Below are 23085 nucleotides of genomic sequence, written 5' to 3' on the forward strand. Positions count from 1 at the left end.
TAGTATGGGAAAAGCAATATTAAAATTTATTAGACTTTCTCCAATTAAAGCAAGACTTATTGCAAGAGAAGTGCAAGGTATGAATGCTGAGTATGCTATTGCATCATTAGAGTTTACTCCTAACAAAGCTGCTGGAATTATTTCAAAAGTAATCGCTTCAGCTGTAGCAAACGCAGGATTAGAACCACAAGACGCGGTTATTACATCTGCTAGAGTTGACAAAGGTCCTGTTCTTAAGAGATTTACTCCAAGAGCAAGAGGAAGTGCATCACCAAAAAATAGACCAACTGCACACATTATGATTGAAGTAGCGGCTGCTGAAAAAGGAGACAAGTAATGGGTCAAAAAGTTAATCCAATAGGTTTAAGATTAGGTATCAATAGAAACTGGGAATCAAGATGGTTTCCTAAATTCTCTAATATGCCTGCAAATGTAGCTGAAGATGATAAAATCAGAAAATTTGTAAAAAAAGAACTTTACTATGCTGGTGTTGCTCAAACTGTTGTTGAAAGAACAGCTAAAAAAGTTAGAGTAACTATAGTAGCAGCAAGACCTGGTATTATCATTGGTAAAAAAGGTGCTGATGTTGAAAAACTTAAAAACTCTCTTTCAAAATTAGTTGGAAAAGAGATTGCAGTTAATATTAAAGAAGAGAGAAAACCACAACTTTCTGCTCAACTTTCTGCTGAAAATGTTGCTCAACAATTAGAGAGAAGGGTAGCATTTAGAAGAGCTATGAAAAGAGTTATGCAAAATGCTCTAAAATCTGGTGCAAAAGGTATCAAAGTTTCTGTTTCTGGAAGACTTGGTGGTGCTGAGATGGCTAGAACTGAGTGGTATTTAGAGGGAAGAGTTCCTTTACATACTTTAAGAGCAAGAATTGATTATGGTTTTGCTGAAGCTCATACAACTTATGGTTGTATTGGTATTAAAGTTTGGATTTTCAAAGGTGAAGTACTTGCTAAAGGTATTCCAACTGAGAAAGAAGTTGAGTCTAAACCTGCAAAAAGAAGACCAAGTAAAAGAAGAGGTAAATAATCATGTTAATGCCTAAAAGAATGAAATACAGAAAATACCAAAAAGGTAGAAACAGAGGTAAAGCACAAAGAGGTAACTCTTTAGCTTACGGTGAATATGGTATTAAAGCTTTAGAGCATGGAAGAATTGATTCAAGACAAATCGAAGCTGCCAGAATTGCTATGACAAGAAAAGTAAAAAGAGCTGCTAAAGTATGGATTATGGTATTCCCAGATAAACCACTTACTGCTAAACCACTTGAAACAAGAATGGGTAAAGGTAAAGGTGCAATCGATAAATGGGTTATGAATATCAAACCAGGAAGAGTTTGCTTCGAAATGGCTGGTGTGTCTGAAGATTTAGCAAAAGAGGCTCTATCATTAGCACAACATAAGTTACCATTCAAAACTAAAATTGTAAGTAGAGAAAGTGAAAATGATTTATTCTGATTTAAATGAGAAAAGCTTACAAGAGCTAAATGAGTTATTAAAAGAGAAAAAGGTGCTACTTTTTGAATTAAAAGCTAAGCTAAAAACTATGCAGTTAACTAATACTTCTGAATTAAGAGCGTGCAAAAAAGACATCGCTAGAATTCAAACAGCTATTACTGCAGCAAAAGCTAACTAAGGATCCAAAGTATGAGTTCACATAAAAGAGAGATTCAAGGTGTAGTGGTTAAAAAAGCTGGTGACAAAACAGCATCTGTATTAGTTACTAGACAAGTTTTACACCCTAAATACCACAAAACAGTTAAAAGATTTAAAAAGTATTTAGTTCATGATGAAAAAAATGAGTTAAATGAAGGTGACACAGTAATTGCTATTGAGTGTAGACCTTTATCAAAAACTAAATCTTTCAGATTAAAGACAATAGTAGCTACAGGAGTTAAATAATGATTCAAAGTTTTACTAGATTAAATGTAGCTGATAACACTGGTGCTAAAGAGATCATGTGTATTAAAGTTTTAGGTGGTTCTAAAAGAAGATATGCATCTGTAGGTGACGTTATTGTTGCTTCAGTTAAAAAAGCTTTACCAACTGGTAAAGTTAAAAAAGGTGCTGTTGTTAAAGCTGTAGTTGTAAGAACACACAAAGAAGTTCAAAGAGAAAACGGATCTTTAATTAGATTCGATGACAATGCTGCAGTAATCCTAGATGCTAAAAGAGAACCAATTGGTACAAGGATTTTTGGACCTGTAGCTAGAGAAGTTAGATACGCAGGTTTTATGAAAATTGTTTCACTTGCTCCGGAGGTATTATAATGGCTGCTAAATTGAAGATTAAAAAAGGTGATACTGTAAAAATTATTGCTGGAGACGACAAAGGTAAAACTGGTGAAGTTTTAGCTGTTTTCCCTTCAAAAGGTCAAGTAATCGTTAAAGATTGTAAAGTGGCTAAAAAGACAGTTAAACCAGATCAAGAGAAAAACCCAAATGGTGGTTTTGTAAATAAAGAGATGCCAATTAACATCTCTAATGTAGCAAAAGTAGAAGGTGAGTAAGATGGCAGCAAGACTATTTGAAAGATATAATGCAGAAATCAAGCCAGCTTTAGAGTCTGAGTTTCCTAAAAATAAAACATTAACTGCTAAATTAGAAAAAGTAGTTATTTCTGTTGGTGCTGGTGAAGCTATGAAAGATAGTAAATTAATGCAAAACATTGAAGATACTATCTCTTTAATCGCTGGACAAAGAGCAGTAAAAGTTATTGCTAAAAAATCAGTTGCTGGTTTTAAAGTAAGAGAAGGTATGCCTGTAGGTGTAAAAGTTACTTTAAGAGGTGAAAATATGTATAACTTTTTAGATAAGTTATGTTCAATTGCACTTCCAAGAGTAAAAGACTTTAGAGGTTTAAACAGAAACGGTTTTGATGGTAGAGGTAACTTCAACTTTGGTTTAGATGAGCAATTAATGTTCCCAGAAGTTGTATATGATAATATTATTAAAACTCATGGTATGAACATTTCAATTTCAACATCTGCTGATAATGATCAAGAAGCATACAGATTATTAGAGCTTGTTGGAGTTCCATTTACTAAAGGAAGAGCGTAATGGCAAAGAAATCAATGATTGCTAAACAAAAGAGAACTCCTAAGTTCTCTACAAGAGCATATACAAGATGTTCTGTTTGTGGTAGACCGCACTCTGTATACAAAGATTTCGGTCTTTGTAGACTTTGTTTAAGAAAAATGGCTAACGAGGGATTACTTCCTGGCGTTAAAAAATCTAGTTGGTAGGAGAATAAAAGCTATGATGAATGATATAATCGCAGATGCTTTAACTAGAATTAGAAATGCTGCAATGAGAAAATTAGAAGTTGCAACATTATTACATTCTAATACAGTAGTTGGAATTTTAAGTGTACTTGAGAAGAAAGGGTACATCGAAGGATTCAAAGAAGTTGATGGTGAAAAAAATAAGAAAACAATCCAAGTTACATTAAAATATGATGATAACGAAAGATCTGTAATCAACGAATTAAAAAGAGTTTCAACTCCAGGAAGAAGAGTTTATAAAAACGCTTCTGAAATTAAAACTTTCAAAAATGGATATGGTACAATCATTGTTTCTACAAACAAAGGTGTAATTGCAAATGATGAAGCTTTCGCTGCTAATGTTGGTGGTGAAGTTCTATGTACTGTATGGTAGGAGAGTGTAATGTCTAGAATTGGAAAAAAACCTATCGCAATTCCATCAGGTGTAGAAGTTGCAGTTGATGGTACAATCGTAACAGTTAAAAAAGGAAACAAAGCTATTCCTGTTGAAACACACGGAAGAGTTGAAGTTAAAATTGATAACGGTAATGTTGTTTTAGAAAGAATTGGTGAAACAAAAGAATCATCAGCTTTCTGGGGAACATACAGAGCATTAATTAACAATGCGGTAACTGGACTATCTGAAGGTTTCTCAAAATCTTTAGAAATCAACGGTGTTGGTTACAGAGCAGCAGTAAAAGGAAAAATCTTAGAACTACAATTAGGTTATTCACACCCAATCAACTATGATATTCCAGAAGGTTTAGAAGTTACTGTTGAAAAAAACATTATTAGTGTAAAAGGTGCTGACAAACAACAAGTTGGTCAAGCTGCAGCAATTATTAGAGGCTTTAGAGCTCCTGAACCATATAAAGGTAAAGGTGTTAAATATACTGATGAGAAAATCATCAGAAAAGCTGGTAAAACTGCTAAGAAATAAGGTGTGAAGTATGAGTAGAGCAAAAGATATATTAAAGAAAAACTCTTTAAGAGCAATCAGAAAGAAGAGAGTTAGAGGAAGTATAGCTAAAGGTACTGCGCAATCACCTAGAGTAACTATTTTCAAATCAAATAGATACTTAAGTGCACAAGCAATTGATGATGTTGCAGGTGTTACATTAGTAGCAGTAAACTCTAAAGCTTTAGGTCTAAATGTTAACAAAGCTAATGCAGTTAAAGTTGCAGCACAGTTTGCAGAGAACTTAAAAGCTGCTGGAATTGAAACAGTAGTATTTGATAGAAATGGATACCTTTATCATGGTGTAATAGCAAGTTTTGCTGATGCACTTAGAGATAATGGTATTAAATTATAAGGGTTAATGATGGCAGCAGTAAATAGAGAAGATTTTCAAGAAGCAATCGTTAAAATCGGAAGAGTAACAAAAGTTGTAAAAGGTGGTAGAAGATTCAGATTTACAGCTTTAGTTGTTGTTGGAGATAAAAACGGTACAGTTGGATTTGGTACAGGAAAAGCTAAAGAGGTTCCTGATGCAATTAAAAAAGCTTTAGATGATGCATTTAAATCTTTAGTAAAAGTTAATATTCATGGTACTACTATTGCTCATGATATTGAACATAAATATAATTCAAGTAAAATTTTATTAAAACCAGCATCAGAAGGTACAGGGCTTATAGCAGGAGGTGCTGCAAGACCAGTACTAGAACTTTCTGGAGTTAAAGATATTATTGCAAAATCTTTAGGTTCAAATAATCCAAACAACCTTGTACAAGCTACAGTTGAAGCATTAGCAAGAATTAAAGGATAATTGATGGCATTAGAAAATTTACAACCAGCAGAAGGTAGTACAAAAAATGTTAAGAGAATAGGTAGAGGACAAGGTTCTGGAACTGGTAAAACTGCCGGTAAAGGAAACAAAGGTCAAAAAGCTAGATCTGGATACAAAATCAAAAGAGGTTTTGAGGGTGGTCAACAACCATTACAAAAAAGACTTCCAAAAGTTGGTTTTTTCTCTAGAGTAGTAAAACCATATTCACTTAATGTAGATAAAGTAAAAAGCGTTGCTGAACTAAATGAAATTACAGTTGAAACAATTAAAACTGTATACAAACTTTCTAAAAGTGTTACAAAAGTTAAATTAGTTGGTGCATCTGCAAAAGATTTAGTATCTAAGATTAAAGACGAAAACGTAACAACTACTGGAAATTGATTATGAATAAAGATCTAATAAATAAGATTCTTCTTACATTAGGTTTTATTTTACTCTATAGGTTACTGGCTTATGTGCCAGTTCCTGGAGTTAATATTGACGTAGTAAAAGAATTTTTTGATTCAAATGCAAACAATGCATTAGGTCTTGTGAATATGTTTAGTGGTAATGCAGTGTCAAGACTGTCTATTATATCACTAGGTATTATGCCTTACATTACAGCTTCAATTATTATGGAGCTACTTGCCGCAACTTTCCCAGCACTTGGTAAAATGAAAAAAGAGAGAGATGGGATGCAAAAATATATGCAAATCATCAGATATACAACTATTGTAATTACTCTTATTCAATCTATTGGTGTATCAATGGGTCTTAACTCATTAACTGGACAAAGTGGACAAAGTGCAATTTCTATAGATATGAATACATTTGTTGCAGTATCTTCAATTTCAATGCTTACAGGAACTATGCTTTTAATGTGGATTGGTGAACAAATCACACAAAGAGGTATAGGTAATGGTATTTCGCTTATTATCTTTGCAGGTATCGTTTCAGCAATTCCAGGAGCTATTGGTGGTACTATAGATTTAGTTAATAATGGACAAATGAACTTTTTAACTGTAATTGCAATTTTAGTTATTGTTTTAGCAACTGTTGGAGCAATTATCTATGTTGAATTAGGTGAAAGAAGAGTTCCTGTTTCATACTCAAGAAAAGTTATGATGCAAAATCAAAACAGAAGAGTTATGAACTATATTCCAATAAAAGTAAACCTATCAGGAGTTATTCCTGCAATTTTTGCAAGTGCAATTTTAATGTTCCCTGCAACAGTATTGCAAGGAAGCCAAAACAAATTTATGTTAGCTATTGCAGACTTTATTAGTCCAACTTCATATACATTTAATATCTTAATGTTTTTATTTGTAGTTTTCTTTGCATTCTTTTATGCATCAATTACATTTAACGCAAAAGATATTTCTGAGAACTTAAAGAAACAAGGTGGATTTATTCCAGGTGTACGACCAGGAGAATCAACAGCTGGGTTCTTAAATGAAGTTGCAAGTAAACTTACTCTTTGGGGAGCTGTATATCTTGGTCTTATCTCAACTGTGCCTTGGCTTTTAGTAAAAGCTATGGGAGTTCCATTCTATTTTGGTGGAGTTGCTGTTCTTATCGTTGTTCAAGTTGCTATTGATACAATGAGAAAAATAGAGGCTCAACAGTATATGAATAAATATCAAACTCTAAGTGCGGTTGGACTATAAAATTATGGCTATTCCTTTAAGAAAACCTAATGAAATTGAAAAACTTCGCACTGCATCCGTTGCAGTTGCGAAGACTCTAAAATATCTTGAAAAAAATGTAAAAGCTGGAATGACTCTTTTAGAAGTTAACCAAATGGGTGAAGATTTTATTGCAAGCCTTGGGGCTAGACCTGCTTTTAAAGGTCTATATGGTTTCCCAGCAGGAGTTTGTACTTCACTAAATGAAGTTATTATTCACGGAATTCCAGATGAAAAAGTTTTAAAAGAGGGTGATATTTTAGGGCTTGATATAGGTACTGAAATTGATGGATGGTATGGTGATGCAGCAATTACTATGCCTATAGGGAAAATATCAAAAGAGGATGAAGATCTAATTGCTTGTTCTAAAGATGCCTTATATTATGCAATCGATATTATAGAAGAGGGAATGAGATTTAAAGAGTTATCTTCAATGATTGAAAAATTTATCGTAGATAGAGGTTATCAACCTTTAGTTAGATTTTGTGGTCATGGTATTGGTAAAAAACCTCATGGTGAGCCAGAGATTCCAAACTATTTGGAGTCAGGAAATGCAAAATCAGGTCCAAAAATTAAAAATGGAATGGTATTTTGTATAGAACCTATGATTTGTCAGAAAAAAAGAGAACCAATTATCTTAGAAAATGATTGGGATGTTGTCTCTGAAGATGGATTAAGAGGAAGTCATTATGAGCATACAGTTGCTGTTGTTAATGGAAAAGCAGTTATTTTAAGTCAAGTAGAAGAGTAAACCTAGGAGAAAATGTGGCAAAGGATGATGTAATAGTAATTGATGGTAAAGTTATTGAAGCTTTACCAAATGCTATGTTCAGAGTAGAATTAGATAATGGACATGTAGTTTTATGTCATATCTCAGGAAAAATGAGAATGCACTACATAAAAATATTACCTGGTGATAAAGTAAAAGTTGAAATTACACCATATTCACTAGATAAGGGTAGAATTACTCACAGATATAAATAGGGATAATATCAAGCTATATTATCCTTTATTCTTTTTTAAAGTAAATAGACCTATGAAGCCTATAAATTAGCTATTCGCGCTTTTAAAAAGTAACTAATCATAAACTTCATAGGTCTATTTTTCACATAGCTCTATTTTTTGTTAAATCAATCTCATTTTCAATATGTTTTTTTTGTTCAATCATAAAATTTAGATGCTGTTTTAATAACTCTTTATCTCTATATGACTCAATAATAAACTCATAAAGTTTTGGTCTATTTTTTTTCCAATTGTGTAAAGTTGTTTTATTAACCTCTAAATCTTTTTCCAACTTTCTAAAACTCGGATAACTCATTCTTTTCCTTTTGTGTTGATGATTGTATCAATAATTTGTACATATGTCAATATAAAATTATAGTAATGTACAAATTATTGGAACAAATTATTCCAAAAGTAGTTTTTTTGTACAATTTCGTATGACAAAAGCAGTTAAAAGAGAGATTTTACATCATCTAAATTTTTTAAAGTCAATTGGATGTGACTATCACGAACAAATAGAATTTTATAATAATGAATTAAACTCAAACAACTTACCAAACAGTCTTGATGAGTTAAAAACATTGGTAAACAATTGTTATTTGTGTGAGTTGTCAAAATCAAGAAAAAATGTTCTTTTTGGAGAAGGGAATAAAAATGCATCATTGATGTTTATTTCTGACGAACCAACAGCAACAGAAGATGAACTAAAGAGTCATTTTGTTGGTAAAAACGGAGAGCAATTAGCAAAAATGATTGAAAATGTTCTACCTTTAAAAAAAGAGGATATATATATTACAAGTTTAGTTAAATGTAAAAGTAAAGATGGAATGAATGCATCTCATTTTAGTAGTTGTAGCTCATATTTATACAAAGAAATAGAGTTAGTCAATCCTAAATTGGTTGTAGCTTTAGGAGAAAAAGTTTATAGCTATCTAAGTGCAGATAAAACCCCTTTTAATCAAGTTAGGGGTAAAATAATTAATTTTAAGAGTTTTGTTGTGTTACCAACTTTTAGTGTAAGTTATCTTTTAAGAAATCCATCACTAAAAAGAGAGGCATTTCATGATATGTTAAAAATCAAATCTATATTGGAGTCAAATTGAAAAATTTACTATTTATTCTTTTATCTTGTTTTTTATTAATTGGATGTTCTGTAAAAAAAGAGGTTTCAGTTTCAAATAAAACTTATAATAAGGGACAATCAAATAGTTTTGAGAATGCAAGAAATATAAATCCTTTTGAAAAGAGTGAAGTTCAAGAAGAGAGTATTATCTCAAATCTAAGCAGCGATACAAAAAGAATTGCAATAATTTATCCTTCAACTGTTGTTGGAAGATATGCAAAGTCTACAATGAGCACAATCAGTGCTTTTTTGATATTTAATAATACAAAATTCGAGTTAGAATCTTTTGATACCTATAATGAAAAAAGAGAGAATGTTATTACACAAGTTGAATCTTTAAAAGATAGAGGATTTGATAAAGTTGTAGCACTATTTACAAAAGATGGCTTTGATATTTTAAATACTATGGGGGATATTCAAGGAGTTAAATTTTACTTTCCTTTGATAAATAAAAATGAAGTTATGACTTTCAATAGTAACTTTATTTTTGGTGGTATCTCTTATGAAAAGCAAGTTGCTTTATTGCAAAAACTATCAAGTGGAAAAAATAGTATGTTTTATGTAAAATCATATCTTGGTGATAAATTAAAAAAAATCTATGAGAATAGTTTTGCAAATCCTGGAGCAATAATAGAGATTGAAAGACAAAATAACAAATATAAAGATATTATGGAAGATGAAAGAATTGCTGGTAGTACAGTTGTTCTAAATACTCCAATAGTAAAAACATCAATAATCTTAACACAACTAACAGCTTATGAGGTTATGCCAGCTAAAGTTTTATCAACACAGTTAAACTATAACCCACTTTTAATAAAATTAACCCAAGCAAAAGATAGAGAAAATTTCTATGTGGTTAGTTCTATAAATAAAGTTGATAGTTTTATAGAAGATTATAGTAATCTTTTAGGAGCAAATGTAGCTTATGAATGGGTAGATTATTCTACTTTAATTGGAGTAAACTATTTAATAAACGAAAATGAGTCATTGGTAATTAAAACTAAGATTATAGATAATCAAGCCGATTATGAAGAGACTTTATATAAAAGTACAATTTATGGGTTTGAAAAAGTGCTTACAAATTAAGTCGTATTTGGATATAATCGCGGAATTTAATAAAAAGAGAAATAAAACGGAGTAGGAATTGAGAACGCATTATTGTACTGAAGTAACTGAAAAAAACATTGGTGAAACTGTAACTGTTGCAGGATGGGTAAACAGTAGAAGAGATCACGGTGGAATTATTTTTATTGATTTAAGAGATAGAGGAGGGTTAGTACAACTTGTTTGTGACCCTACTGATAATGAAGAGGCTTGGAAAGTTGCAGATAGTGTTAGAGATGAGTATGTTCTTATTGCAACAGGAAGAGTAAGAGCTAGAGGTGAAGGTTTAGAAAACCCTAATTTAATTACTGGAAAAATTGAGATTATTGTTGACTCTTTAGTAATTGAAAATAGATCAAAACCAATGCCTTTTGAGCTTGGTGATGAAAAAGTAAACGAAGAGATAAGACTAAAAAATAGATTTTTAGAGCTTAGAACAAAAAGATCTTATGATATTTTCAAACTTAGAAGTACTGCAAATATTGCAGTTAGAAACTGTTTGAATGAGCTTGGATTTTTAGATGTTGAAACTCCAATTTTAACAAAATCAACACCAGAGGGTGCAAGGGATTATTTAGTTCCAAGTAGAGTACATCCAGGTGAGTTTTATGCGTTACCACAATCTCCTCAATTATTTAAACAACTTCTTATGGTTGCAGGGTTTGATAAATATTTTCAAATTGCAAAATGTTTTAGAGATGAAGATTTAAGAGCAGACAGACAACCAGAGTTTACACAAATAGACGTTGAAATGAGTTTTTGTACTCAAGATGATGTTATAAAAGTTGCTGAAAAACTTATTCATGATACTTTTACAGCTTGTGGAAAAGATGTTCCTACAACTTTCCCTAGAATGAAATATAGTGATGCAATGGAAACTTATGGTTCAGATAAACCAGATCTTAGATTTGCAATGCCTATGGTAGATGTAATTGATATTTTTGCAAACTCAACAAATGAGATTTTTGCAGAGATTGCAAAAGATAAAAAGAATAATAGAATCAAAGCTCTAAGATGTCCAAATGGAGATAATATTTTCTCAAAAAGACAGATGAAAGGTTTTGAAGATTATGTAAGAAAATTTGGAGCAAAAGGTCTTGGATACTTCCAAATGAAAGAGGATGGATTAAAAGGTCCTCTTACAAAATTCTTTAGTGAAGCAGATTTAGAAGAGATTGTAAAAGTAACAAATCTTGAAGTTGGAGATGTTGTATTCTTTGGAGCTGGAGCTAAAAAAGTAGTTTGGGATTATATGGGAAGATTTAGACTATTTTTGGCTAATGAAATGAATATTATTCCAAAAGATAAATATGAGTTTTTATGGGTTGTAGATTTCCCAATGTTTGAAGTAGAAGAGGGTAGAACAAAAGCTTTACACCACCCATTTACTATGCCAAATACAGAAAAATTTGATTTAGATAATATTGAAGATATTGAAGATATTGAATCAATTGCTTATGATATTGTTCTAAATGGAACAGAACTAGGTGGAGGAAGTATAAGAATTCACAAAGAAGAGATTCAATCAAAAGTATTCAAACTTATGGGAATTTCTGATGAAGATGCAAATACAAAATTTGGATTCTTACTTGAAGCACTTAAATATGGAGCACCAAGTCATGGTGGATTTGCAATAGGTTTTGATAGATTGATTATGCTTTTAGCAGGAACTGATTCTATTAGAGATGTTATTGCTTTCCCTAAAACTCAAAAAGCTCAATGTCTGCTTACAGATGCACCATCTGAAGTTGATAATGAACAATTAAAAGAGTTAAGTATTAGAGTAAGAAAAATAGAGGCTTAAGCACAAAGGCAATAATATGTATAAATCCATTTTCATATTATTGCTTCTCTCATCCTTTAGCTTTGCAAAAGTTTTTATAACTGTAACCTATCCTGTAGAGCGTTTTTTTATAAAAAGAATTGCAGAAAACACAATATATATCAAAACAATATTCGATGAAGAGAATTTTGATACAAATGATATTTCACAGATTAAGAAGTTTTCAAACAGCAACTACTACTTTAATTTTAATCTAGAAGATGAACAAAAAATAGAAGCTATATTTAAAGCAAGAAATAACAGTATAAAAATTTTCCACATGCTAGAAGGGATTCCAAGAGTAAAAGCAAATGATGGAAAAGCAAATCCTTATGTTTGGTTGGATCCTTTGTTAGTTAGAAAACTTGCCGAAAATCTATATAATAAACTAATTGAAATAGAGCCAGAGAGTAAAGATATTTATAGGGTAAATTATGAAAGTTTTCTTAGTGAACTTGATGAGATGTTTTTAGATATAAAACAGAGAGTTGAAACAAGTAAAACTTTTGGTTTTTTTGCCTTTAGTGATGAGTTATATTACTTTGCAAAAAGATTTAGACTTAATATCTATCACGAAGATGCAAAACTTTTACATGTGGATGAAGTATTACAACTTTTAAAATTTTCAAGGAAAAAAAATATAAAACACTTACTTGTACCAATAAATTGTGATTATAGAATTGCTCAATCTTTCTGTGGACATATAGATGGAAAACTTGTTGAATATAATCTTTATACATATAATTGGAAAGTAAATCTTTACTCAATTTTAAGAGGAATTGAGACTAATTAGTTTATAGTAAAAAATTATTTATTATAAAATACCCTTTTTAATATTTTCATCAAAATAAATTTAAAATTGTTTCATAATAGTAACAAAAAAATTCTGTTTTCAATTTTTTTATTTCACATAAAGCTTTATTTATAGTCAAATTTGAGGTTGAAATCAATTTTTGTTATACATATTTATCTATCTATATAAATCATATTTTAAAATATATAAATTATATATTTGTATATTTCATATACACTTATCATAAAATTATTTTTTTCTTTTATAGTAAAATCGTATTTTACAAAGGGAGTGTTATTAATGTCAAAAAATTTAATAGATTATAAAGGAATACAAGTAAAAAAAGAGTTATATCCTATTATAAAACATATTGAGGATGTGGATAAATATAGAGAAGAGTTAGGACGTTTAAGTTCTTCTTGGGATATTTTTGCACTCTTAGGACAACTTGGAGATATCAATATTGATATTGGGAAAACAAAAGAGAATTTTTTAAATCTTACAACAACTTTATTAAACCATTTAAGCGATGAAACAGTAAAAAAAACAACTTCTGAGATGAAATTTAAAGCTCAAGTTGCTATTGATGTGGTTATAAGAAATCTATTTGAAAGAACTGCCGATATTGGTTTTTTAGCAACAGATGATGATATTAGAGAATTTTTACTTCATTTCGTTTCAAAATACAATAAAGATAGTGTTGAGATAAGAGAGAATATAAAAAAGAGATTTTTTGAATATGTAAAAAAGTATTCGGTTTATTATGATATTGTCTTAGCAGATACAAAAGGTAAAATTTTAGTAAGACTTGATGATAGTGTTGATATTGATAATATTGACTTATCATTTATTCAAAAAGTTTTAAATACTGATGATGAATATGTTGAGACTTTTGCTTCACATAATTTCATTCCACAATATAAAAAATCATTGGTTTATTCGTATAAAGTTACAAGAACAAATAGTTCTAACTCTGAAACTATTGGAGTTTTATCACTTTGTTTTAAGTTTCAAGATGAGATGAAGGGAATTTTTAACAATCTTTTAGATAAAAAAAATAAAGAGATTATTATGCTTTTAGATGAAGAGGGTAGAGTAATTTCTTCAAGTGATGAGGACTGCATAGCACTAAACTCAAAACAAGAGATAATTTTGGATGATGAGTACAAAATTGTATCTTTTTCAAGTAGAGATTTTATAGCAAAAACTTGTAAAACAACAGGTTATCAAGGCTTTTTTGGGCTTAAATGGTATGGACATATAATGATTCCTTTGGAGTATGCCTTTTTAAGTGAAGAGTCAAATTCTGCAAAAGAGGTTGATGAACTTATAATTGAAGCAATGATGGAAAATGAAGAGCATTTTTCAAAAGAGCTAAAAGAGGTATTTAACAAAAGTAGAAATATTCAAGATAATTTAAGCCGTGTAATTTGGAATGGAAATGTTGCCCAAAGTAAAATAAACTCTTCAAATAGAGAGTTCTCTAAATCTTTGTTATCTGAGATTGGTGTAACAGGTTCAAAGGCAAATTCCTCATTAAATAACCTAAATAGAACTATTATAAACTCTATTTTAAAAGATAGTGAGTTTATATCTTCTTTGGCAATAGATATTATGGATAGAAATCTTTATGAAAGAGCAAATGATTGTAGATGGTGGTCATTAACAACATATTTTAGAAAAGCTTTTGATGAACTAGAAACCCTTGAATCTAAAGCCCAAGAGATCTCTTCAATTTTAAAATATATAAATGATTTATATACAGTATATACAAATATTTTGGTATATGATAGAAGTGGCAAAATCATTGCTGTTTCAAATAAAAAGGAGAGTCATTTAATTGGAAGAGTATTAACTAACTCTTGGGTTGAAAAGAGTTTGAAACTAAAAAATACACAAAAATATTGTGTTTCAAATTTTGAAAAATCAACGCTTTACTCAAATGAGTCAACATATATCTATTGTAGTTCTATTAGATCTTTTAAAAATGAGGAACAAATAACAGGTGGGATTGCAGTTGTTTTTGATTCAAAACCACAGTTTAAAGCTATGCTTCAAGAGTCTTTACCCCAAAACAAAGATTCTATTTTTGCAATTTTTGCGACTAGAGATAAAAGTGTAATCTCTTCTTCAAATGAGAGTATTGAAATAAACTCAAAAATCAATATTGATGATAAATTTTTTAGTCTTAAAAATGGTGAAAAAATAAGTGAAATTGTTGAGATTGATAATAAATACTATGCTCTAGGGGTTAGATGTTCTAAAGGGTATAGAGAGTATAAAAGTAGTAGTGATGATTATGTAAATGATATCTTATGTTTAGTTTTTGTTTATATTGGGAAGAAGTGTTTAAATAAACTTTCTAAAATAAAAAGAAAAAAATTTATAAACAGTAATATTTTAAAAAAATCATTTAATAGTAGTTGTGAAGAGCTTGCAACTTTTCATCTAGGAAAAAAATTTCTTGCAGTTAATGCAAAAAATGTTGTTGAATCAATAGGGATTGAAAAATTAGAAAAATCAATTGATATGGATAAAAACAATCCTTTTAAAGGTATGGTTTTACATAAAGATAGGCTTATCTCTGTTTTAGATATTAGAAGTTTTGTAAATGAAGAGATTAAAAATGAAGAGTTAACCACAATTATACTTTTAGAATATGATAAAGATAATAAAGAGCACTGCATAGGGATTTTGGTATCCTCTTTAGAGAGTATTAGTGTAGTTGAAAAAAAAGCTATTCAACATATTCAAAGTCACTTTTTAGGAGCTGGAACTTTAGTTGAGAGTATAGTTGAAATAGATGATCTTGATGAACCACAAGTTGCCATGATTTTGGATATTAAAAAGATTGATGATAACTTGACCAAAAAGTGAGCTAATTAGAAATTTATATAGGAAGTTAAAACATTTTAGATAGAATTACAAGAAAATTCAAAGATAATAGATGTTTTTACCTACTACAAAAGATGAGATGAAAAAACTTGGCTGGAGCCAATGCGATGTAATACTAATAAGTGGAGATGCCTATATTGATTCTCCTTTTATTGGTGTTGCCGTAGTTGGAAGAATACTTGAAGCACAAGGCTTTAAAGTAGGAATCATAGGCCAACCAGATATAAATAGTGATGATATTACAAGATTAGGTGAGCCACGACTTTACTGGGGAGTTAGTGGTGGAAGTATTGACTCAATGGTATCAAACTATACTGCAACAAAAAAGTTTAGAAATAGCGATGATTATACTCCTGGCGGGAAAAATGATAAAAGACCAGATAGGGCAACTTTAGTATATACAAACCTAATAAGAAGATATTATAAAGATACCGTTCCAATAGTTCTTGGAGGAATAGAAGCAAGTTTAAGAAGAACAACTCACTATGATTTTTGGTCAAATAAACTTAGAAAACCAATTTTATTTGATTCAAAAGCTGATTATCTAATCTATGGAATGGGTGAAATGGCAATTAGAGAGTTTTCAACAGCTCTTGATAAAGGAGAAGACCCTACAAAAGTAAGAGGAGTTTGTTATATCTCAAAAGAACCAATAGAAAGCTATCTTCAACTTCCAAGCCATGAAGAGTGTCTAAAAAACAAAGAGAAATATATTGACCTTTTTGATGATTTTTATAAAAATAATGATCCAATTAGTGCAATGGGACTTTGCCAAAAAGTTGATAATAGATACTCTATACAAAATCCACCTTGTGACTATTTAGATGAAAAAGAGATGGATGAGGTTGCTTCATATAAATATGCAAGAGAGCTTCATCCTTTTCATCAAAATCAGGGTAAAGTAAAGTGTTTAGAGACAATTAAATTCTCTATTCAGACTCATCATGGATGTTGGGGAGAGTGTAACTTCTGTGCAATTGGAGTTCACCAAGGAAGAACAATTAGAACAAGAAGTGAAAAAAATATTATCTGGGAAGCAAAAGAGTTTACAAAAGATAAAGAGTTTAAAGGTGTAATCTCTGATATAGGAGGTCCTACAGCTAATATGTATGGGTATGAGTGTGGTAAAAAACTTAAAAAAGGAACCTGTGATGATATTAGATGTGTAGACTATGACAGGCTTTGCAAGGTTATGAAAGTTGATCATAGCAGACATCTAAAACTTTTAAGAGATATTAGACAAGTTCCAGGTGTAAAAAAAGCTTTTGTCGCTTCAGGATTACGATATGATTTTATTCCAGCAGATAAAAAATATGGGTATGAGTATTTAAAAGAGCTTGTCAATCACCATATAAGTGGGCAAATGAAAGTTGCTCCTGAACACACTTCTGACAGGGTTTTGAAACTTATGGGAAAACCAGGGAAAGAACCTCTTATTGAGTTTAAAAAGATGTATGATAGATTAAATAAAGAGGCAGGGAAAAAGCAGTTCTTAACCTACTATTTAATTGCGGCACACCCTGGATGTGAGGAAAAAGATATGCATGAGTTAAAACAGTTTACAACCCATGAACTAAAAATGAATCCAGAACAAGCTCAAATCTTTACCCCAACTCCAGGAACATACTCTTCTGTTATGTATTATACAGAGATTGATCCAATTACAAGAAAAAAGATTTATGTGGAAAAAGATAGGGCCCGAAAAGAGAAGCAAAAAAATATTGTAATTGATAAAAAGTATTACCAAAGAAGAAAAGATTCAAATGCAGGAATGCAAAGTTAGGAAAAAGATGAAAAGAGTTCTATTTATTATTTGTATAACACTATTTTTAACAAATGCAAATGCAATCTCACCTGATTTTATAAAAAAAATGTCGTATGAAACTGAATATGAAAAAGCTTTAAGTAAAGCAAAAAAAGAGAATAAAAATATAATGATGGTTGTTAGCCAACAATCTTGTCCTTGGTGTAGAAAGATGGAGAAACAGACTTTAGAAAAAAAGCCTATAGATAAGCTTATAAAAAAGAGTTTTATACCTCTTTTAGTGGATAAAGATTCAAACTCTTTTCCAAAAAAATTTGAAGCAAAACTTTTCCCTACAACAATTTTTATAGATGCAAAAAATGAGACAGAAATAACAAAGGTTTTAGGATATAAAGATAAAATCGAATTTAAAGCTATACTAGAAGAGGTAACAAAATGAGAGTAATTTTTTTACTGTTTTTCTGTTTTTTGTATTTATTTGCAATTACTCCATATAATCTTGAAAATCTAAAAGAGCTAAATGTAAAAATTCTAAATAAGAAAAATGAAATTTCAAAAGAGTTAGAAGAGAAAATCAAGGGTGATATTACTGCAAAACTTCAAGAACTTGGAGTTAAAACAAAAAGTGAAAGTTACTCAAATTTTCTAGTTCAAATAAAAATTGACAAAATAAATGGAATCGATTTTGTAAGGACAGCTTTAATTATAAGTGAAGATGTTTCTCCTCTAAGAGATAAAGATTTGGAAATTCTAGCAATTACTTATAAAAAAGAGGATAGTTTTGAAGCAGAAGATTTACAAAAGGATATTTATGAATCAGTTGTTAAATATCTTTTTGAAGATTTTTGTGAACAATACAGAGCAGAAAACACAGAATTGAAATAAAAGTGAAGATATACTATTCCCTCTTATTAAACTCATAGAGATAATTGGATAAAATTACACTCTTTTTTAACACACAAGAAAAGTATCAATAAGGAAACAGGAAATGAAAAAACTTTTTTTAATCATTGGGGCCCCAGGTTCAGGGAAAACTACAGATGCAGAGCTAATTGCAGAGAAACATACAACAATTACTCACTACTCTACAGGAGATATGTTTAGAGCTGAAGTGGCAAGTGGAAGTGAGAGAGGCCAAATAATTGATTCATATGTATCAAAAGGGAATTTAGTGCCAATCGATATTGTTATAGAGACAATAGTAGGAGCAATTAAAAATGCACCAACTCCAATTGTTGTAATTGATGGATATCCAAGAAGCAATGAGCAAATGATAGAGTTGGATAAATATTTAGCTACAGAGAGTAGTGTTGAATTAGTAAATACAATTGAAGTAGAAGTATCTGAAGAAGTAGCAAGAGATAGAGTTCTTGGACGAGCAAGAGGCGCTGATGATAATGTTGAAGTATTTAATAATAGAATGAAAGTATATACAGAACCTTTAGCAGATATTCAAGAGTTTTATACACAAAAAGGTATCTTGAAAAAAATCAATGGTGAAAGAACTATTGAAGAGATTGTAAATGAAATGGATGCCTTTATTCAATCAAGAATCTAATGAGCAAAGAACTTAATTTTTACTCTGTTATTATTGGAACAGAGTTACTAAATGGGAGAAGAAAAGATTCCCATTTCTCTTTCTTAAATGAACAACTACTAAAAAGAGGCTGGAGACATAAAGCCTCTTTTGTAGTTGAAGATGACACCCTTTTAATGGAAAATATCTACAATCTTATTAAAGCTGATGAAAACTCTGTAATGTTTAGTTTTGGTGGTATTGGAGCAACTCCTGATGATTATACAAGAGAGATTGCAGCAAAAATCTTTACCAATGGAATAATGAATTACCATGAAGAGGCAAAAGAGCTGATAATCAATCAATTTAAAGAAGAAGCATATCCCCATAGAATAAATATGGCATATCTACCACAAAATGCAAAACTTCTTAAAAATGTAGTAAATAATGTACCTGGATTTTATTTAGAGAATAGATTTTTCTTTACTCCTGGATTTCCCTCTATGAGTCAAGCTATGGTTGTGGAAGCTTTAGATAGATATTATGAAAGAAATTTGATTGTAAAATATAGAGAATCTTTGACTGCATATTGTGGAGAGAATGATTTAATTGATATAATGAAAACTATTCCAAAAGAGATTGAACTCTCTTCTTTGCCTAAAATCATTGATGACAAAAGAATGGTGGTTATCTCACTTAGTGGACATGATAAAGAGTTAATTCTAAACTATTTCGCAAAATTTATTAAATTTTTGGAAAATAGTGGAGTTAAATTTCTTTTAAAAGATATAAGTAAATAGTTTTTTTATTTTTTGAAGTACCTTAAAATAAGCCTTCTTCGCCTTTTGGTAAGAGTTTAAGAATTCTTTCAATAATTTTCTTTTTTTTTAACTTATAATTGCATCTATAAATTTAAATTGTAGGTGTTGATGGAAAACAAAAGCCTTGAGCAAATAAGTAATTATGTATATTGTGATAGTTCTTTAAACTCTCTTGATATTGAGACAAAACTATTACCAAATCCATATTATGATTACCCTTTTTTGATTATAAAAAACTTTTTTAGTGATGAGATTTGCAAAGAGATAGTTAAGTCTATAAAAAGAGATGAAGATTGTATTGATGCAAAGGTTAAAGCAGAAAATTATGAAAATCATATTGATAAAGATATTAGAAAAACAAAAATTTATAAACTGGATAAAGAGTTTAGAAGTTTATATAATAAAATCTTTAAAGAGTTTCAACCAAAAATTGAACAATATTTTAATTTGGCTTTAACAACAAGCACTAAAATACAAGTTCTTGAGTACACTAAAGGCTCTTTTTATGTGGCTCATAGTGATGACTCAAATATGATAATAGATGATGAAGAACTAATAGGTTTTAAATGTGTGGCTGTTAATAGAAAAGTTACAACTGTTCTTTTTGCAACCTCTTGCAATGATGAAAACTCTGAAAACAGCTTTACAGGTGGCGAGTTAATTTTTAATTATCTTTATGACAAAGAGGGAAATGTTATAAAATATGCTCCACAAGCAGGAGATATGGTTGTCTTTTTGAGCAATCCTTATTTTACCCATGAAGTTCTTGAAGTAAAGAGTGGATATAGGTTATCAATTGTTCAATGGCACGATGCTTTGGTTACATAATGAAATAATTTTTTTTCTATTAATTTTCCTTTTTAGGATATAATATTTATAACTTTAACAGAGGAAAAATTTTGACTCATAAAATATTAGTTTCAGATGATGATATAAAACTAGTAGCATTTTTACAAGAGAGGATAAAAGATAGAAGATTTCAGTTTATTTTGGCTCTCTCTTTAGAACAAGTTATAGAACAACTAGAAAATGAGGATTTTTTTGCTGCAATAGTTGATTTTAATGTAGAAGATAGATGTGGTAAAAAACTTTTTGAATATATCCTTGAAAAAAAAATTCCTACAATTGTAACTTTAGATGAGTTGACTTTAGAGGCTTATGATCAAATTACCAACTATTCAATTATTGATTATGTAATTGATAATAATTATGCAGGAAAATATTATCTTGCAGATTTACTTCAAGGGTTAGAGTATTTTAATAATAAAAAAGTTTTAATCTGTTATGACAATAAATCCCCACAAAAGTTACACTCTTTAGTACAAACTTTCCACTCTTTGCTTTTTGAACCAATGTTAGCAACAAGTATTAAAGAGGCAAAGAGTATCTTAGGAAAAGAAGACTTTATAAAACTTATATATATTGATGCAGATTTAAAAGATGGAAAAGGGGTAGATTTTTGTCGTGAAATTAAAGAGAATATTAAATATAAAGATACTTTGATTTTTGCAGGGGCACAAAATAAGACAAATCTAATTCAAATAAAAGAATTAAGAGGTAAGTTTTATAAAAGTGGAGTTGTAAACTTTATATCTCTTCCTGTTGATAAAGAGGAGTTTAATACAAACCTTTTAAGTATGATGAAGATAATAAAACAGAAAAACAGATTAGATACTTATGTTGAGACTGTTGACAAATATGTTTTAATATCTATTACAAACCTAAAAGGGATAATTGTATATGCAAGTGATGCTTTTTGTAAAATAAGTGGATATAGCAAAGAGGAGCTTATTGGTAAATCCCATAATATTATTAGACATCCAGATATGTCATCATCTCTTTATAAAGAGTTATGGGAAACAATCCAATTAGGAAAAGTTTGGTCAGGTGAGATAAAAAACAAAAAGAAAAATGGTGAATACTATTGGGTAAGTGCAAAAGTTGAACCTATATATGATAGTGTAGGTGAAATCATGGGGTATCAATCAATTAGATTTGATATAACAGATAAGAAACTTGTTGAAGAGTTATCACTAAAAGACTCCCTTCTTGGTATTTATAATAGAAGAAAATTTACTGAGATATTAAACTATCAATTTACAATTTGGAATAGATTTAAAAATGAGTTTAGTATTATTTTTATTGATATAGATGATTTTAAAGTTGTAAATGATTTATATGGACATAGTGTTGGAGATAGAGTATTAATGGAGTTCTCTTCCGTTGTAAGTAAAGCGATTAGAGATGTTGATAGTATTTGCAGATGGGGTGGAGAAGAGTTTGTAGTAATTTGTCCATATACAGACTTAAATGGAGCACAAAACTTAGCAGAAAAGATAAGAAAAGAGATAGAAGAAAATGAATTTGATATAATAGGAGAAAAAACAGCAAGTTTTGGCGTTACTACTATAAAGAGTGGTGATACCATTGAGAGTTTTATCGATAGGGCAGACAATGCTTTATATAAAGCAAAAACAGCAGGTAAAAATAGGGTAGTTACCTTTTAAACTACTTTTTTATAAGATATGTTAGTTATTTACAAAAGGTGTCTACATGGAAAATGGATTAGTTCACGCAGTAATTATGGATAAGAATGGTGGTGCAAAAAGCATTACTTATGAAGAGTTATTTAACTACAAAGAAGAGGATGGTATTTTGTGGGCTCATTTTGATTACTCTAGCAAAGAGGCAATTGAGTGGATAAATGACAAAAGTGGCATTGATCCAATTGCAGCTGAAGCTTTATTGGAAGAAGAGACAAGACCTAGAACTACAATTTTAGATGACAATATCCTTTTAGCTTTGAGAGGAGTCAATCTAAATCCAGATTCAGACCCAGAAGATATGATATCAATTAGGTTATTTATTAGTCCAACAATGATTATTAGTACAAAAAAGAGAAATCTTTTATCAGTAAAAGATATATTTGAGATGCTTGAACATAAAAAAGGTCCTTGTAGCAGTGCAGAGTTTCTTATCTCTATTCTTGATAGACTAACTTGCAGAATGGAAGGAACAATTGATGGTATGCAAGATAGAAGTTTAGAGATTGAAGAGCTAGTAATCGAGTCAAATAGTTATGAATTAGGAAGTAAGATTTCAACAATAAGAAGGGAAGCAATAGCTATAAGAAGATACCTCTCTCCTCAAAGGGAAGCTATGTTTAGACTCTATCATGAAAAAGTTACTTGGCTAAGTGAGTATGATAGAATACAACTTCAAGAGATAAACAACCAATTAATAAGATATATAGAAGAACTTGATTCAATTAATGATAAAATTGCACTCGTTTTAGATGAGATTGCAAATAAAACAAGTGAACAGATAAATAAAAGAATGTATTTTTTATCTATTATTTCGGCAATATTTCTACCTTTGGGATTTTTAACAGGTCTTTTAGGGGTAAATGTAGGAGGAATACCAGGTGCTGAAAATGGTAGTGCTTTTGCTATTTTTATTATAATCCTTTTTATTTTAGGGACAATACAATTTTATTTATTGAAGAAAAACAGATGGATATGAG

The 23085-nt window shown here is 30.0% G+C and carries 31 protein-coding genes; 30 read left to right on the top strand and 1 reads right to left on the bottom strand.

The features are described 5' to 3' along the window. Positions 1-4: 4 nt before the first annotated feature. From rplV to infA, 17 genes are read left to right on the top strand one after another with little or no spacing between them, the layout of a single operon-like run. Positions 5-337 (top strand): 50S ribosomal protein L22, encoded by a 333-nt coding sequence (rplV, locus tag AEBR_RS04685; protein WP_128981900.1) that lies wholly within the window; start codon positions 5-7, stop codon positions 335-337. Continuing rightward, positions 337-1038: a 30S ribosomal protein S3 gene (rpsC, locus tag AEBR_RS04690; RefSeq protein WP_129088166.1), complete on the top strand. Its 702-nt coding sequence runs from the start codon at positions 337-339 to the stop codon at positions 1036-1038. The genes rplV and rpsC overlap by 1 nt, the downstream gene beginning before the upstream one ends. Before the next feature lie 2 nt (positions 1039-1040). Next, the gene (gene rplP, locus AEBR_RS04695) at positions 1041-1466 is read left to right on the top strand and encodes a 50S ribosomal protein L16 (protein WP_128981896.1); all 426 of its coding nucleotides are present in this window, start codon (positions 1041-1043) and stop codon (positions 1464-1466) included. Then, entirely contained in the window at positions 1453-1644 is a 192-nt protein-coding gene (rpmC, locus tag AEBR_RS04700; RefSeq protein ID WP_128982019.1) for a 50S ribosomal protein L29, read from the top strand. The genes rplP and rpmC overlap by 14 nt, the downstream gene beginning before the upstream one ends. An 11-nt stretch (positions 1645-1655) precedes the next feature. After that, positions 1656-1910, top strand: a complete 255-nt coding sequence (gene rpsQ / locus AEBR_RS04705) for a 30S ribosomal protein S17 (protein ID WP_128981894.1) — start codon at positions 1656-1658, stop codon at positions 1908-1910. Further along, positions 1910-2278 carry a 50S ribosomal protein L14 gene (gene rplN, locus AEBR_RS04710; RefSeq protein WP_128981892.1) on the top strand — a complete coding sequence of 123 codons (369 nt, stop codon included), beginning with the start codon at positions 1910-1912 and terminating at the stop codon, positions 2276-2278. The genes rpsQ and rplN overlap by 1 nt, the downstream gene beginning before the upstream one ends. Beyond that, entirely contained in the window at positions 2278-2517 is a 240-nt protein-coding gene (gene rplX / locus AEBR_RS04715) for a 50S ribosomal protein L24 (RefSeq protein ID WP_128981891.1), read from the top strand. Before rplN ends, rplX begins: the two co-directional genes overlap by 1 nt. 1 nt (position 2518) lies before the next feature. After that, the gene (gene rplE / locus AEBR_RS04720) at positions 2519-3067 is read left to right on the top strand and encodes a 50S ribosomal protein L5 (RefSeq protein WP_129088165.1); all 549 of its coding nucleotides are present in this window, start codon (positions 2519-2521) and stop codon (positions 3065-3067) included. Beyond that, on the top strand, positions 3067-3252 hold the full coding sequence (locus AEBR_RS04725; protein ID WP_128981887.1) for a type Z 30S ribosomal protein S14: 186 nt from the start codon (positions 3067-3069) through the stop codon (positions 3250-3252). The genes rplE and AEBR_RS04725 overlap by 1 nt, the downstream gene beginning before the upstream one ends. A 13-nt stretch (positions 3253-3265) precedes the next feature. Beyond that, positions 3266-3664, top strand: coding sequence for a 30S ribosomal protein S8 (gene rpsH / locus AEBR_RS04730; protein ID WP_128981885.1), 399 nt, complete (start codon positions 3266-3268; stop codon positions 3662-3664). Positions 3665-3673: 9 nt separating this feature from the next. Beyond that, a complete protein-coding gene (gene rplF / locus AEBR_RS04735) occupies positions 3674-4210 on the top strand; it encodes a 50S ribosomal protein L6 (protein WP_128981883.1) in 537 nt (178 codons plus the stop codon). A gap of 10 nt (positions 4211-4220) precedes the next feature. Then, positions 4221-4583 (top strand): 50S ribosomal protein L18, encoded by a 363-nt coding sequence (gene rplR / locus AEBR_RS04740; RefSeq protein WP_129088164.1) that lies wholly within the window; start codon positions 4221-4223, stop codon positions 4581-4583. A 9-nt stretch (positions 4584-4592) separates the two neighbouring features. Further along, positions 4593-5036: a 30S ribosomal protein S5 gene (gene rpsE, locus AEBR_RS04745; protein WP_128981879.1), complete on the top strand. Its 444-nt coding sequence runs from the start codon at positions 4593-4595 to the stop codon at positions 5034-5036. A gap of 3 nt (positions 5037-5039) precedes the next feature. Then, on the top strand, positions 5040-5438 hold the full coding sequence (rplO, locus tag AEBR_RS04750; protein WP_128981876.1) for a 50S ribosomal protein L15: 399 nt from the start codon (positions 5040-5042) through the stop codon (positions 5436-5438). A gap of 2 nt (positions 5439-5440) precedes the next feature. Beyond that, positions 5441-6703 carry a preprotein translocase subunit SecY gene (gene secY / locus AEBR_RS04755; RefSeq protein ID WP_128981874.1) on the top strand — a complete coding sequence of 421 codons (1263 nt, stop codon included), beginning with the start codon at positions 5441-5443 and terminating at the stop codon, positions 6701-6703. 4 nt (positions 6704-6707) lie between these two features. Next, positions 6708-7472, top strand: a complete 765-nt coding sequence (map, locus tag AEBR_RS04760) for a type I methionyl aminopeptidase (protein ID WP_129088163.1) — start codon at positions 6708-6710, stop codon at positions 7470-7472. Between the two features lie 14 nt (positions 7473-7486). After that, entirely contained in the window at positions 7487-7705 is a 219-nt protein-coding gene (infA, locus tag AEBR_RS04765; protein ID WP_072682044.1) for a translation initiation factor IF-1, read from the top strand. A 121-nt stretch (positions 7706-7826) separates the two neighbouring features. On the opposite strand, the gene AEBR_RS04770 is transcribed toward infA, so the two are convergent. After that, on the bottom strand, positions 7827-8039 hold the full coding sequence (locus tag AEBR_RS04770) for a hypothetical protein (protein WP_128981870.1): 213 nt from the start codon (positions 8037-8039) through the stop codon (positions 7827-7829). A gap of 121 nt (positions 8040-8160) precedes the next feature. Between AEBR_RS04770 and AEBR_RS04775 the strand changes: the two genes are divergently transcribed. The 13 genes from AEBR_RS04775 to AEBR_RS04835 all read left to right on the top strand — a co-directional run bounded on the left by AEBR_RS04775 (position 8161) and on the right by AEBR_RS04835 (position 23084). After that, a complete protein-coding gene (locus tag AEBR_RS04775; protein WP_128981868.1) occupies positions 8161-8826 on the top strand; it encodes a uracil-DNA glycosylase in 666 nt (221 codons plus the stop codon). Continuing rightward, positions 8823-9932, top strand: coding sequence for a hypothetical protein (locus AEBR_RS04780; protein WP_129088162.1), 1110 nt, complete (start codon positions 8823-8825; stop codon positions 9930-9932). The genes AEBR_RS04775 and AEBR_RS04780 overlap by 4 nt, the downstream gene beginning before the upstream one ends. A 58-nt stretch (positions 9933-9990) precedes the next feature. Continuing rightward, on the top strand, positions 9991-11754 hold the full coding sequence (aspS, locus tag AEBR_RS04785; RefSeq protein WP_129088161.1) for an aspartate--tRNA ligase: 1764 nt from the start codon (positions 9991-9993) through the stop codon (positions 11752-11754). Between the two features lie 16 nt (positions 11755-11770). Beyond that, entirely contained in the window at positions 11771-12565 is a 795-nt protein-coding gene (locus AEBR_RS04790) for a metal ABC transporter solute-binding protein, Zn/Mn family (RefSeq protein WP_129088160.1), read from the top strand. Positions 12566-12865: 300 nt separating this feature from the next. After that, a complete protein-coding gene (locus AEBR_RS04795; RefSeq protein WP_129088159.1) occupies positions 12866-15442 on the top strand; it encodes a chemotaxis protein CheW in 2577 nt (858 codons plus the stop codon). 70 nt (positions 15443-15512) lie between these two features. After that, complete coding sequence (locus AEBR_RS04800; protein ID WP_129088158.1) at positions 15513-17243, top strand: YgiQ family radical SAM protein; 1731 nt, start codon at positions 15513-15515, stop codon at positions 17241-17243. A 7-nt stretch (positions 17244-17250) separates the two neighbouring features. Then, entirely contained in the window at positions 17251-17664 is a 414-nt protein-coding gene (locus tag AEBR_RS04805; RefSeq protein WP_164969523.1) for a thioredoxin family protein, read from the top strand. After that, positions 17661-18110, top strand: coding sequence for a hypothetical protein (locus AEBR_RS04810; RefSeq protein ID WP_129088156.1), 450 nt, complete (start codon positions 17661-17663; stop codon positions 18108-18110). Before AEBR_RS04805 ends, AEBR_RS04810 begins: the two co-directional genes overlap by 4 nt. A 103-nt stretch (positions 18111-18213) precedes the next feature. After that, on the top strand, positions 18214-18783 hold the full coding sequence (locus AEBR_RS04815; protein ID WP_129088155.1) for an adenylate kinase: 570 nt from the start codon (positions 18214-18216) through the stop codon (positions 18781-18783). Then, positions 18783-19541: a competence/damage-inducible protein A gene (locus AEBR_RS04820; RefSeq protein WP_129088154.1), complete on the top strand. Its 759-nt coding sequence runs from the start codon at positions 18783-18785 to the stop codon at positions 19539-19541. Before AEBR_RS04815 ends, AEBR_RS04820 begins: the two co-directional genes overlap by 1 nt. A 129-nt stretch (positions 19542-19670) precedes the next feature. Continuing rightward, the gene (locus AEBR_RS04825) at positions 19671-20390 is read left to right on the top strand and encodes a prolyl hydroxylase family protein (protein ID WP_129088153.1); all 720 of its coding nucleotides are present in this window, start codon (positions 19671-19673) and stop codon (positions 20388-20390) included. 71 nt (positions 20391-20461) lie between these two features. After that, the gene (locus AEBR_RS04830) at positions 20462-22069 is read left to right on the top strand and encodes a diguanylate cyclase (RefSeq protein WP_129088152.1); all 1608 of its coding nucleotides are present in this window, start codon (positions 20462-20464) and stop codon (positions 22067-22069) included. A gap of 46 nt (positions 22070-22115) precedes the next feature. Continuing rightward, positions 22116-23084 (top strand): zinc transporter ZntB, encoded by a 969-nt coding sequence (locus AEBR_RS04835; RefSeq protein ID WP_129088151.1) that lies wholly within the window; start codon positions 22116-22118, stop codon positions 23082-23084. The last annotated feature ends 1 nt before the right edge of the window (position 23085 follow it).

This window comes from Halarcobacter ebronensis (assembly GCF_013201825.1).
Classification (GTDB): Bacteria; Campylobacterota; Campylobacteria; order Campylobacterales; family Arcobacteraceae; genus Halarcobacter; species Halarcobacter ebronensis.